The organism is Agrobacterium larrymoorei, from assembly GCF_030819275.1.
GTDB lineage: Bacteria > Pseudomonadota > Alphaproteobacteria > Rhizobiales > Rhizobiaceae > Agrobacterium > Agrobacterium larrymoorei_B.
This window is the reverse complement of sequence record NZ_JAUTBL010000002.1, coordinates 2721110-2733931: the sequence shown is the minus strand read 5'-3', so window position 1 is coordinate 2733931 and position 12822 is coordinate 2721110. Positions and strand designations below refer to the sequence as shown.

Annotated in this window: 10 protein-coding genes; 7 read left to right on the top strand and 3 right to left on the bottom strand. The window is 58.7% G+C overall.

What is annotated here, in order from left to right; all coding sequences use genetic code 11:
• Positions 1–10: 10 nt before the first annotated feature.
• Positions 11–658: a LysE family translocator gene (locus tag QE408_RS21815; protein ID WP_306934553.1), complete on the bottom strand. Its 648-nt coding sequence runs from the start codon at positions 656–658 to the stop codon at positions 11–13.
• 79 nt (positions 659–737) lie between these two features.
• A complete protein-coding gene (locus tag QE408_RS21810; RefSeq protein WP_306934552.1) occupies positions 738–1592 on the bottom strand; it encodes an SDR family NAD(P)-dependent oxidoreductase in 855 nt (284 codons plus the stop codon).
• A 258-nt stretch (positions 1593–1850) separates the two neighbouring features.
• On the opposite strand from QE408_RS21810, the gene QE408_RS21805 reads away from it, so the two are divergent.
• Complete coding sequence (locus QE408_RS21805) at positions 1851–3074, top strand: argininosuccinate synthase (RefSeq protein ID WP_306934551.1); 1224 nt, start codon at positions 1851–1853, stop codon at positions 3072–3074.
• Between the two features lie 60 nt (positions 3075–3134).
• Here QE408_RS21805 and QE408_RS21800 read toward each other — a convergent pair whose 3' ends face one another.
• Entirely contained in the window at positions 3135–3602 is a 468-nt protein-coding gene (locus QE408_RS21800) for a MarR family winged helix-turn-helix transcriptional regulator (RefSeq protein ID WP_306934922.1), read from the bottom strand.
• 244 nt (positions 3603–3846) lie between these two features.
• Here QE408_RS21800 and QE408_RS21795 point away from each other — a divergent pair, with 244 nt between their 5' ends.
• The 6 genes from QE408_RS21795 to QE408_RS21770 all read left to right on the top strand — a co-directional run bounded on the left by QE408_RS21795 (position 3847) and on the right by QE408_RS21770 (position 12792).
• Positions 3847–5913, top strand: a complete 2067-nt coding sequence (locus tag QE408_RS21795; protein WP_306934550.1) for a M3 family metallopeptidase — start codon at positions 3847–3849, stop codon at positions 5911–5913.
• A 270-nt stretch (positions 5914–6183) separates the two neighbouring features.
• Complete coding sequence (gene typA / locus QE408_RS21790) at positions 6184–8004, top strand: translational GTPase TypA (RefSeq protein WP_296039711.1); 1821 nt, start codon at positions 6184–6186, stop codon at positions 8002–8004.
• A 212-nt stretch (positions 8005–8216) separates the two neighbouring features.
• On the top strand, positions 8217–8723 hold the full coding sequence (locus QE408_RS21785) for a GNAT family N-acetyltransferase (RefSeq protein ID WP_306934549.1): 507 nt from the start codon (positions 8217–8219) through the stop codon (positions 8721–8723).
• A 245-nt stretch (positions 8724–8968) separates the two neighbouring features.
• A complete protein-coding gene (gene ppa, locus QE408_RS21780) occupies positions 8969–9502 on the top strand; it encodes an inorganic diphosphatase (RefSeq protein ID WP_296020462.1) in 534 nt (177 codons plus the stop codon).
• A gap of 238 nt (positions 9503–9740) precedes the next feature.
• Positions 9741–11303 carry a MocR-like pyridoxine biosynthesis transcription factor PdxR gene (gene pdxR / locus QE408_RS21775; protein ID WP_306934548.1) on the top strand — a complete coding sequence of 521 codons (1563 nt, stop codon included), beginning with the start codon at positions 9741–9743 and terminating at the stop codon, positions 11301–11303.
• 106 nt (positions 11304–11409) lie between these two features.
• Positions 11410–12792, top strand: coding sequence for an aminotransferase family protein (locus QE408_RS21770; protein WP_306934547.1), 1383 nt, complete (start codon positions 11410–11412; stop codon positions 12790–12792).
• Positions 12793–12822: the final 30 nt, after the last annotated feature.

Genomic DNA, 12822 nt, shown 5'->3' with positions numbered 1-12822 from the left:
TATCCGCTTATTACTTCGCCTGCGTCAGGAAAATCTTCACGGCAAAGAGCGAGAAGACACCGGCGATGGTGTAATCCAGTCCCCGCAGGACCTTGCGATTACGTTGCAGCCAGTCGGAGAGCGAGTCTGCTGCAACGACAATGCCGATGCCGATCGGCAGGGCGACGATGATCGACCAGATGCCGAGGAAGATCAGCTTGCCGGTGACGTGCGGGTCGGAGGCTGTAACGAATTGCGGCAGGAAGGTCATGAAGAAGATGATGACCTTGGGATTGAGCAGGTTGACCCAAAGCCCGTTGACCAGAGCCGATGTCATCGACGCGTCCGTCTTCTGCTCCTTCGGGCGCTCCATGACGAAGTTGGAGCCGTGGCGGATCGCCTGTATTGCAAGCCAGACGAGATAGGCAGCGCCCCCCGTCTTCAAGATCATGAAGGCCGTTGGCGAAGCGACGATGAGCGCGGCAACTCCGAAGGCGACCAAAAGCGTGTGAACGGTAATTCCAAGATTGGTGCCGACCAGTGTCATGAAGCCCGCCTTGCGACCCTCACGCAGCGAGCGGCTGATCCAGAGCGTCATGTCCGGTCCGGGCGTCACCGCCAGCACGAGAATGGCGATGGTGAAGGCAATGAGTGTCGGCAGGCTCGGAATGAAGTCCACGGCGGTACCATTCGGCTAGGGTTCAGATGCCTACCCATAACGCTGTTTGATGAGCCTGCCAATTCCTCTTCACGTTGCGTCAGCTATTCAGGAACGTCCGGAAATGCTCGGCATAATCTCCATGCCAGCGCGACAGTGGCGGCCGGTTCTGGACGATGTCGTTGGCAGCCCAGAGAATGCGCTTCTCGTCGGTCTTTCTGTCCACCTCGTTATCGGGGCAGAGAATATAGAAATCGCCGCGACCGATGCTTTGCAGCATGAACTCCACCGTCTGTTCCGGCGTCCAGGCTCCCTCCGGCTTTTCGGTGCGATCGCCTGCGGTGAGGCCGGTAAAGACGAAGCCAGGGATGAGCAGATGCGCCGAGATTGAGCCCTTGTCGGCATTGCGCAACTCATGCTCCAGCGCTTCCGTGAAGGCCTTCACACCTGCCTTTGAGACATTATAGGCGGGGTCGCCAGGCGGTGTGGTGATGCCCTGTTTCGAACCCGTATTGATGATCAGCCCCGGCTCTCCATGCGCCAGCATGCCCGGGCCGAAGACCCGCGTGCCGTTGACGACGCCCATCAGGTTGACGCCAAGCACCTTGTCCCAGTTGGCCTGCGGGCCAAAGAGTGCGCTGCCCGGCTGAATGCCGGCATTGTTCATCAGCACATGCACGCGCCCGAAGCGCTGGATGACGGCTCTTTCGAGGGCCTCAAGCTCATCGAGCTTCGACACGTCGGTCGGAATGGCGACGATTTTGGCTGCGCCATCATTCACCTCTGCGGCGATCTGGCTTTCGGCGGCTCGCAGTTTTTCGCCATCAAGATCGACCAGCACGACGCTCATGCCGAGATGAGCAAACTGGCGTGCCGCGGCAAAGCCTATGCCGGATGCGGCGCCGGTGATGACGGCAACATTGTCTTCTGCGAATGCAGGGTGAAATCTCGACATTGGTTTCTCCTTCTCCAGGGCCGACTTTTTCGAACGGCGGTGGCATCCCATGCAACCAAGCGCTTCTCAGGCGCACTTGGAAAATGCGTGTTTTTCTCTCTCAAGTCACGTGACAAGTCGCCGGGCGCTCGATGTGTTCCCGGGGCTGATCCATTTTCATTATCTCTTGCGTGTGCCGATAAACTCGCTAAAAGTGCCGCAATCTCAAGGAAAGGCGAGGCTCCAAGCGATCGCCGGTTATGCAAATGGATTTCACGAATGGCACTCCCGAAAGACGTTAAGAAAGTCGTTCTCGCCTATTCCGGCGGTCTCGATACCTCGATCATCCTGAAGTGGCTCCAGACCGAACTCGGCGCGGAAGTCGTCACCTTCACCGCCGATCTCGGCCAGGGGGAAGAGCTTGAGCCTGCGCGCAAGAAGGCGGAGATGCTCGGCATCAAGGAAATCTTCATCGAGGACGTCCGTGAAGAGTTCGTTCGTGACTTCGTCTTCCCGATGTTCCGCGCCAATGCCGTCTATGAAGGCGTCTATCTGCTCGGCACGTCGATTGCCCGCCCGCTGATTTCCAAGCACCTGATCGAGATTGCCAAGAAGACCGGCGCTGATGCCATTGCCCATGGTGCCACCGGCAAGGGCAACGACCAGGTTCGCTTCGAGCTTTCCGCTTACGCGCTGAACCCCGACATCAAGATCATTGCGCCTTGGCGCGACTGGACCTTCAAGAGCCGTACGGACCTCTTGAACTTTGCCGAGCAGCACCAGATCCCGGTTGCCAAGGACAAGAAGGGCGAAGCGCCGTTCTCTGTCGATGCCAACCTGCTGCACTCGTCCTCCGAAGGCAAGGTTCTGGAAGACCCGGCACAGGAAGCCCCGGAATATGTGCATATGCGCACCATTTCTCCGGAAGCCGCACCCGACAAGGCAACCGTCATCAAGGTCGGTTTCCGTAAGGGCGATGCCTGCTCGATCAATGGCGTTGAAATGTCGCCTGCGACGCTTCTCAAGACGCTGAACGATTATGGCCGCGACAATGGCATCGGTCGTCTCGACCTGGTGGAAAACCGCTTCGTCGGCATGAAGAGCCGCGGCGTCTACGAAACCCCCGGCGGCACGATCCTGCTTGCAGCCCACCGCGCCATCGAATCCATCACGCTCGACCGCGGTGCAGCGCACCTCAAGGACGAGCTGATGCCGCGTTACGCCGAGCTCATCTATTACGGCTTCTGGTTCTCGCCGGAGCGCGAAATGCTCCAGGCCTTGATCGACAAGAGCCAGGAGCATGTGGAAGGCGAAGTGACGCTGAAGCTCTACAAGGGCAATGTCATGGTCACCGGTCGTGAGAGCGCCAAGTCGCTCTATTCCGACAAGCTCGTCACTTTCGAAGACGACCAGGGCGCTTACGACCAGAAGGATGCGGCTGGCTTCATCAAGCTCAACGCGCTGCGGCTGCGCACGCTCGCAAAGCGTAATCTCGGCAAGTAATTTTGCCTGTGATACGACGTGCCAAAGCCCCGTTCGCGGGGCTTTTTTATTGCTTTCGGCTCAGCCTTCCGTTCGGCTCTTATCCATGGCAGCGGTGTGAAGGTTCTTCTGCACGACGGAAAGCAGCGCGTGGAAGCGTTCCACGTCTTCTCTGCCGAACCCTTCGGTCGCTTGCGCCATCAGGCCATCCACCTCTTCGCGCACCGATCTCAGCATCTCAGTGGAGCTTTCGGTGAGGTAGATGCATTTCGACCGGCGGTCGTCCGGGTTGGGGCGGCGCTCCACGAGGTCGAGCGATTCCAGTTTGTCGAGATAGGTACAGACCGTCATCGGTTCGAGACCGATGCGGGCGGCAATGTCAGCCTGCTTGGCGCCGTCAATGGCGGCGACCGTCAGGAGCGCGCGGGCTTCGCCGGGCGTTAGCCCAAGTCCGGCATTGGCGATACGTCGTTCGAAAACGCTGTTGAGGAATCGGGCGCTGCTGTTGAGCAGAAAGGCCAGCGGTTCTCGTTCGGGATTGGATGTCATCAAACAGGTGCTTTTCATTAGAACTCTTCTACTTTGTGACAATTTCTCGCTGCCCATGCAATCGGACGAAAGAAGAAAGTGTTCCGCACTGCGCTCTATTTCTTGAACTTCCGCCATCGTGCTTTTCCGAAAATCGAATCTAATTTTCGCGCCGATGCTGTCGCGGTTCTTGGGATCGGATATTGAAAGCTTGTATCGGGCATGCCCATATGGCTGACAATCACATCTGCATGAGGACATCACCATGACATCGACGATCGCGCATTATTCCGCTCTGACCGACTGGAACGGAAAAAACGGCCTGCCGCGGTTCGATGCTGTCAAGGATGAGGATTTCGCGGGCGCCTTCGATGCGGCGCTTGCTGCGCATGATGCGGAGATCGATGCCATTGCCGGCAATAGCGAGGCGCCGAGCTTCGCCAATACGGTGATTGCACTTGAAATCGCAGGCGATGAGCTGTCGCGTGTCTCGGCGCTGTTCTGGAACAAGGCGGGTGCCCATACCAATCCGCAAATCCAGGCGCTGGAGCGTGAGATCGCGCCAAAAATGTCGCGCCACTATTCGCGCATCGGCATGAATGAAGCGCTGTTCAAGCGCATCGATACGCTGTGGGACAAGCGCGAAACGCTGGGGCTGACCCAGGAGGAATTGCGTGTGCTTGAGCGCCACTGGAAGGGTTTCGTCCGTGCCGGTGCGAAGCTGCCCAAAGCCGAGCAGGAGCGTCTCGCCGCGATCAACGAAGAACTGGCGGGTCTTGGCGCAAATTTCGGTCAGAACGTTCTGGCGGATGAGAAGAACTGGAAGCTGTTGCTCTCTTCGGATGACGAGCTTGCCGGTATCCCAGGCTTCCTGCGCGATGCCATGGCGGGCGCCGCCAAGGAGCACGGCGAGGATGGCAAGTTTGCCGTGACGCTGTCGCGCTCGATCATCGAGCCTTTCCTCACCTTCTCCGAGCGCCGTGATCTGCGCGAACAGGCCTTCAAGGCCTGGGTGGCGCGGGGCGAAAATGGCGGCGAGACGGACAACCGCGAGATCGTCAAGAAGACGCTGGCGCTGCGCGAAGAAAAGGCAAAGCTGCTCGGCTACGACAACTTTGCAGCCTACAAGCTGGACGACACCATGGCGAAGACGCCGGATGCGGTGAACGGTCTTCTGACCCAGGTATGGGAAAAGGCGGTTGCGCGCGCTGGCGAAGAGGAAGCCGAGCTTGCAGCGATCATTGCCGACGAGGGCAAGAACCATGAGGTCATGCCTTGGGACTGGCGGCATTACGCGGAAAAGCTCAGAGCAAAGCGCTTCAATTTTTCCGAAACGGAGCTGAAGCCCTATCTTCAGCTGGAGAAGATCATCGAGGCCTGCTTTGACGTGGCGACACGCCTTTTCGGCATCCATGCCGTCGAACTGAAAGACGTCAAGGCTTGTCACCCCGATGTCCGCACCTTCGAAATTCGCGATGCCAATGGCGAGCTGAAGGCGATGTTCCTTGGCGATTATTTTGCGCGCCCCTCCAAGCGCTCGGGTGCCTGGATGAGTTCCTTCCAATCGCAGCACAAGCTGCCGCTGAAGAATGGTGCTGTCGGTGAACTGCCGATCATCTACAATGTCTGCAACTTTGCAAAGCCATCAGCCGGCAAGCCGGCGCTCCTCTCGTTGGATGATGCGCGCACGCTGTTCCACGAATTCGGCCACGCGCTGCATGGCATGATGTCGAACGTCACCTATCCCTCCGTTTCGGGAACTGGCGTCTCCCGCGACTTCGTCGAACTGCCCTCGCAGCTTTACGAGCATTGGCTGACCGTCCCGGAAATCCTTGAAAAATATGCGCTACATTACGAAACCGGCGAGCCGATGCCGAAGGCGCTGCTCGACAAAGTACTGGCGGCACAGACCTTCAATGCCGGTTTCAACACGGTCGAGTTCACCTCCTCGGCGCTGGTCGATATGGCGTTCCATACCCGTGGAAAGGTGGAAGATCCGATGGCGGTTCAGGGGGAGGTGCTGTCCTCGCTCCACATGCCGAAGTCGATCACCATGCGCCACGCCACGCCGCACTTCCAGCATGTGTTCTCCGGCGACGGCTATTCGGCTGGTTACTATTCCTACATGTGGTCGGAAGTGCTGGATGCCGATGCCTTCGAAGCTTTCGAGGAGACGGGCAATCCCTTCGATCCGGAAACGGCGCGCAAGCTTCTCGACAATGTCTATTCCGTCGGTGGCGCGGTTGATCCGGAAGTGACCTACAAGGCCTTCCGCGGCAAGATGCCGAGCCCGGAGGCCATGCTGAAGAAGCGCGGACTGGTGGCGGCGTAACGCGTGCCGCGCAAGCATGTGAAGCTGTCTTGCGACACCGACACGTGGGCGAAGAAGGGGTGAAAGCGGGAGGATCGAATCTGAAAGATCGCGCCCGCTTTAATCTCAAAATCCCGCAAAAACCTGTCACACAACTCTGATACCGCGTTTTCGCAAGGGGCTTATGTCGTAAGCCCCCCTTTCGCATTTGCAAAAAAAAGGTTATGAGCCCGCCAAACTAAATTGGCGCATCCCATACGATCAGCGCCCCAACCTCAGAGATTTAATCATATGGCCCTTCGCAACATCGCGATCATCGCGCACGTTGACCATGGAAAAACGACACTTGTTGACGAGCTTTTGAAGCAGTCTGGTTCGTTCCGCGACAACCAGCGTGTTGCCGAGCGTGTTATGGATAGCAACGATCTGGAAAAGGAACGCGGCATCACCATTCTCGCCAAGGCGACTTCGGTTGAGTGGAAGGGTGTTCGCATCAACATCGTCGACACCCCCGGCCACGCCGACTTCGGTGGCGAAGTCGAGCGTATCCTCTCCATGGTGGACGGCGCTATCGTTCTGGTCGACAGCTCCGAAGGCCCGATGCCGCAGACGAAATTCGTCGTCTCCAAGGCGCTGAAGGTCGGTCTTCGCCCGATCGTCGCGATCAACAAGATCGACCGCCCGGATGGCCGCCACGAAGAAGTCATCAACGAAGTGTTCGACCTTTTCGCAAACCTCGACGCGACCGACGAGCAGCTCGACTTCCCGATCCTTTACGGCTCCGGTCGTGATGGCTGGATGAACGTCAACCCGGAAGGTCCGAAGGATCAGGGTCTCGCACCGCTGCTCGATCTGGTTCTCGAACACGTTCCTGAGCCCAAGGTCGAAGAAGGTCCGTTCCGCATGATCGGTACGATCCTCGAAGCCAACAACTTCCTCGGTCGTATCATCACCGGTCGTATCGCATCCGGCTCGATCAAGCCGAACCAGGCCGTTAAGGTTCTGGGCCAGGACGGCAAGACGATCGAAACCGGTCGTATTTCGAAGATCCTCGCCTTCCGCGGCATCGAGCGTACCGCGATCGAAGAAGCCCATGCAGGCGACATCGTCGCTATCGCTGGCCTTTCCAAGGGCACCGTCGCCGATACCTTCTGCGATCCGTCGGTCACCGAAGCGATGACGGCGCAGCCGATCGACCCGCCGACCGTGACCATGTCCTTCATCGTCAATGACAGCCCGCTGGCTGGCACCGAAGGCGACAAGGTGACGAGCCGCGTTATTCGCGACCGTCTGCTCAAGGAAGCCGAAGGCAACGTTGCGCTGAAGATCGAAGAAGCCGAAGGCAAGGATTCGTTCTTCGTGTCCGGTCGTGGCGAATTGCAGCTTGCCGTTCTGATCGAAACCATGCGTCGCGAAGGCTTCGAGCTTGCCGTGTCGCGTCCGCGCGTCGTGATGCATAAGGATGAGAACGGCACTCTGCTGGAGCCGATCGAAGAAGTCGTTATCGACGTCGATGAAGAGCATTCCGGTGTCGTCGTCCAGAAGATGTCTGAGCGCAAGGCTGAAATGGCCGAGCTTCGTCCTTCCGGTGGCAACCGCGTTCGTCTGAAGTTCTACGCCCCGACCCGCGGCCTGATCGGCTACCAGTCGGAACTCTTGACCGACACGCGCGGTACGGCCATCATGAACCGCCTGTTCCACGATTATCAGCCCTTCAAGGGTCAGATCGCGGGCCGCGTCAACGGCGTTCTGCTGTCGAACGGCTCGGGCGAGGCCGTCGCTTATGCCATGTTCAACCTGGAAGACCGTGGTCCTATGATCATCGAGCCGGGTGAAAAGGTCTATGCCGGCATGATCATCGGCATTCACACCCGCGACAACGATCTCGAAGTCAACGTGCTGAAGGGCAAGCAGCTCACCAACATCCGCGCCGCAGGCAAGGATGAAGCCGTGAAGCTGACGCCGCCGATCCGCATGACGCTCGACCGCGCTCTGTCCTGGATTCAGGATGATGAGCTGATGGAAGTGACGCCGAAGTCGCTTCGTCTTCGCAAGCTGCATCTCGATCCGAACGATCGCAAGCGCTTCGAAAAGGCAAAGATGGCTGGCTGATCGCCTCGCTATTAACCGTATTTCCAAGAACCCGGCTCGAGCACCCCTCGAGCCGGGTTTTTCTTTGTGCGGGCGAATCGGGCCCGCTTGTCTCAATGGTAAAAAAAGCGTTAATCTTGGCGTTATCGTCCACATGATTAGGCTGTGGGTAAACTTGCTGCCGTTAACCTTTATGGCTGGTAAGTTTTCATGGCCGGGGCCAGAATCGCGTTATGAAAACGTTATCCATCGATGTTCGCCGGGCTGAGCCGGAAGACGCTGGCGCTATCGCACAGACCCACCGGCTGTCCTGGGAGCAGGCCTATTCGGGACTTATTCCCCACAAGCCGCTCTGGCAGATGCTGGATCGTCGCGACGAGGATTGGTGGCGCCGGGCTGCGCGCGGATCTGCCACGCTGCTGGTGGTGGAAGTTGCCGGAGTGATCGCCGGCTATACGACGCTTGGCCTCAATCGCGCCCGCGGCCTTCCCTATGATGGCGAGATCTATGAGCTTTATCTGCGCCCGGAATATCAGGGTATCGGCCTTGGAACCGTTCTTTTCAAAGAGGGGCGCCGCCTGTTGAAGTCGCTTGGCTGCAACGGCGTGGTGGCCTGGTGCCTTGAAGATAGCGATGTCGCCAGCCGCTTCTTCCGCTCGCATGGCGGCAAGGATATCGCCGAAGGCATGGAGGACTTCGCCGACAAGCAGTTGCGCAAGATCGGTTTTGCCTGGCGCTGAGCGGGCACCAGCAGCCACCTGATCCCTGCAACGATTGCGAGCAGCACGCTGCGACTGATCCTATGACGTCGGCACAGCACGTCCCCAGACTTCTTGCCCCTTGTTTCTTGTAACACTCTCAATCCTTTAAGCTGCGCCCATTCTTGGTTCGACAAAAGCGCCCGGCTCGCGGCGGGCAATGTTGCAAAGCGCTGCCTTTCCCAGTATCGAGGATCAACCTCAACTCACCGAAATAAGGAAAGAGTATGCGTATTGATGCAATCTCCGTCGGCAAGAACCCGCCTGAAGACGTCAATGTGATCGTTGAAGTGCCGGTCGGCGGCCATCCTATCAAGTACGAGATGGATAAGGATGCAGGCGCACTGATCGTCGATCGCTTCCTCTACACGCCGATGACCTATCCGGGCAATTACGGCTTCGTGCCGCACACGCTCTCGGATGATGGCGACCCGATCGATGTGTTGATCTGCAATACCCGTCCGCTGGTCCCAGGCTGCGTCATCAATGTCCGCCCCATCGGCGTGATGATCATGGAAGACGATGGCGGCAAGGACGAGAAGATCCTGGCGGTTCCGGTTCCGAAGCTGACGCGCCGCTACGACAAGGTCGTCAACTACACCGATCTGCCGGAAATCACGCTGAAGCAGATCGAGCACTTCTTCGAACACTACAAGGATCTGGAACCCGGCAAGTGGGTGAAGATGGGCGGCTGGCAGGATGTCGACGTTGCCAAGAAGCTGATCGTCGAAGCTGTCGAGCGCTACAAGGCTCAAGGCTGATACATGTTTGGAAGCGTGAGATTCTCATCTCACGCTTCATCTCTCTACCGGATGCGACACCGCTCTTTCGCACGCGACTTGAGCCATGGTGAAGCGATGATAAGCCGAAGATCTCTTCGTCTTGTCACGGCAAGTTCCACGTCGAAGCTGTCTCGCACTTCGCGATCATCTCCATTGTTTTTGCTGTCCTCCAAGCACGGCGCAGGTCAACTGGCCCGCAGCTTGCATCGCGCATCCTATGAGGACATCAAAATTTAGCCATGGGCAGGCAGTCACACACGTTACATGGCACCGGCTTTTCGGCGCGCTGAACAAGGACGGCCAGGCTCTTAACCTGCAAATACGGCGCATGATCGTGCATGCGATAGAGACAGGCGTGCTCAACAAGAACATGCGTCTGCCGTCCACACGGGAACTTGCGGGCCTTCTTGGAATTGCGCGCAATACGGTCACGACTGCCTATCAGTTACTCATCGATGAAGGTTTTTTGGTCTCGCGCGAACGCAGCGGTATTTTCGTCGCCGCCAATGGCACGCGCAACGGTCCCAATCGGCGTGACGAGGCTTCGGTCGATGACTGGTCGTCGCGCTTTGCCATCCAGCCATCCCGACTTCGCCAGATCTGCAAGCCGCGAGACTGGCTGGATTACCCTTATCCTTTTCTTTTCGGTCAATATGACCCGGCACTTTTCCCAACCAATAATTGGCGCGAAGCGGTGAAGGCGGCATCCAGTGTCAAGGAAATCCAGGGCTGGGCCGGGGATATGATCGACGACGATGACCCCGACCTTGTCGAGCAATTGCGTGTGCAGGTGCTGCCGCGACGCGGCATCTTTGCCGGTCCGGGCGAGATTATCGTCACCATCGGCTCGCAGCAGGCCTTGTCGATGCTGGTGCAGCTTCTCGTCGGACCGAGCACCGCGACTGGCATGGAGGACCCTGGATACCCTGATGTCCGAAACATGCTGAGCCTGGCGACGCAGAATGTGATCGCACTGAAACAGGATCGGCATGGCATCGTGCCGGATGCCGACTTCGCCAGCCGCGATGTTGCGTTTCTTACCGTCAGCCATCAGTGCCCGACAACCACTGTGACGCCGCTTGAGCGGCGGCGACAGTTGTTGCAAGCCGCCAACCGCGACGACGTCCTGATCGTCGAGGACGATTATGAAGCTGATCTTTCGATCGAGAGCGATGGCGACATTCCGTCTCTCAAGAGCCTCGATACGGAGGGCCGCGTCATCTATGTTGGCAGCTTCTCCAAGGTTCTCGCGCCCGGTTTGCGGGTGGGTTATATCGTCGCCCCGCAGCCGGTGATCGATGAGTTGAGGGTTCTGCGCCGGTTGATGCTTCGTCATCCGCCCACGAACAATCAACGCGCATTGGCGAATTTCATTGCACTTGGACATTACCGACAGCACCTCGGTCGCACCGGCGCCGTCATGCTGGAACGGGCAACGCTGATAGCGGATCTGCTTCCAGACCTCATTCCTTCCTGCAGGATCGCTCGCGGTGAAGGGGCAACGAGCTTCTGGATCGAGGGACCGCCCGGTTTTGACGGACGCCAGCTTGTCGATACTGCCCGTCGATCCGGCGTCCTGGTCGAGGCGGGGGACATCTTCTTCGCCGATCCAGCCGAAGGCCGGCGCTATCTCAGGCTCGGATTTGGTTCGATTGCGACCCATCGCATCGAGGCTGGTCTTGCAAGACTGGCACCGCTCATCGAGACATTTGTCGACAGAGCGGACAAAGCGCCACGCACCGATTTCCGACCCACGCCCTTTCCGGCGACGCCCTTCTGAGCAGCGGGTCCAGAACGGACAATCCATGGAGCCAGAGACCGTTTGCACGGGCAAAGGCAGTCGCGTCCGTGCTAATGCGGAGCCAGCAACGCTTTTGGAGGCACCCATGAGTTCGATCGTTCAACCCAACGACATCCGGGACGTTATCGAGGCCGATCGCGCCCATGTCTGGCATCACCTCACCCAACACAAGACATTCGAGACCGCCGATCCTCGGATCTTCGTCGAGGGACGCGGTATGCGGGTCTGGGACGCGACGGGCAAGGAATATCTGGACGCCGTCGCGGGCGGCGTGTGGACCGTGAATGTCGGCTTCGGTCGCGAAAGCATTGCCAATGCGGTTCGCGACCAGCTCGTCAAGCTGAACTATTTCGCGAATTCAGCGGGCTCCGTTCCCGGCGCGTTGTTTGCGCAGAAGCTGATCGAAAAGATGCCTGGCATGAGCCGGGTCTATTATTCGAACTCAGGCTCGGAGGCGAACGAGAAAGTCTTCAAGATGGTGCGCCAGATTTCGCATCGTCACCACAAAGGCAAGAAGTCCAAGATCCTCTACAGGGAACGTGATTATCACGGCACGACGCTTGCCACGCTGGCCGCAGGCGGCCAGCCGGAACGCCGCGAGCAATATGGTCCGCTGCCAGCCGGCTTTGTCGAAGTGCCCCACTGCCTCGAATATCGCAGTCAGTATGGCGATATCGCCAATTACGGCGAGCGCGCCGCCGAGGCAATCGAAGACGTGATCCTGCGCGAGGGACCGGATACCATCGGCGCGCTCTGCCTTGAGCCGATCACGGCGGGTGGCGGCGTCATCGTTCCGCCTGCCGGTTACTGGGAAAAGGTGCAGGACATCTGCCGCCGCCACGACATTCTGCTTCATATTGATGAAGTCGTCTGCGGGGTAGGGCGCACAGGCAAGTGGTTCGGCTATCAGAATTTCGGGGTCGAGCCGGACTTCGTCACCATGGCCAAGGGTGTGGCCTCCGGCTATGCGGCGATCTCCTGCACCGTCACCACGGAGAAAGTGTTCGACCTCTTCAAGGACGATCCATCCGACCCGATGTCGTTCTTCCGCGATATTTCGACCTATGCGGGCTGCGTCGGCGGCCCGGCAGCGGCGCTCGAAAACATGCGGATCATCGAGGAGGAGAACCTCCTTGAAAACACCACCCGTATGGGCGAGCGCCTTCGGTCCAATCTTCGGGAGCTGCAAATGCGCCATGCGGTCATCGGCGAGGTGCGCGGCGCGGGCCTGTTCTGCGGCGCGGAGCTTGTCAGCGACCGGACAACGAAGACGCCGGTGGAGGAGAAACAGGTTCAGGCCGTCATCGCCAACTGCATGGCGAATGGCGTCATCATCGGTGCCACCAACCGGGCCCTGCCGGGGCTGAACAACACGCTCTGCTTCAGCCCCGCCTTGATCGCGACGGCAAGCGACATCGACGAGATCACAGCTGCGGTCGATCAGGCACTGACAAAGGTCTTCGGCTGATCAATCCATCTTTACAAGTGAGAAGGCCCG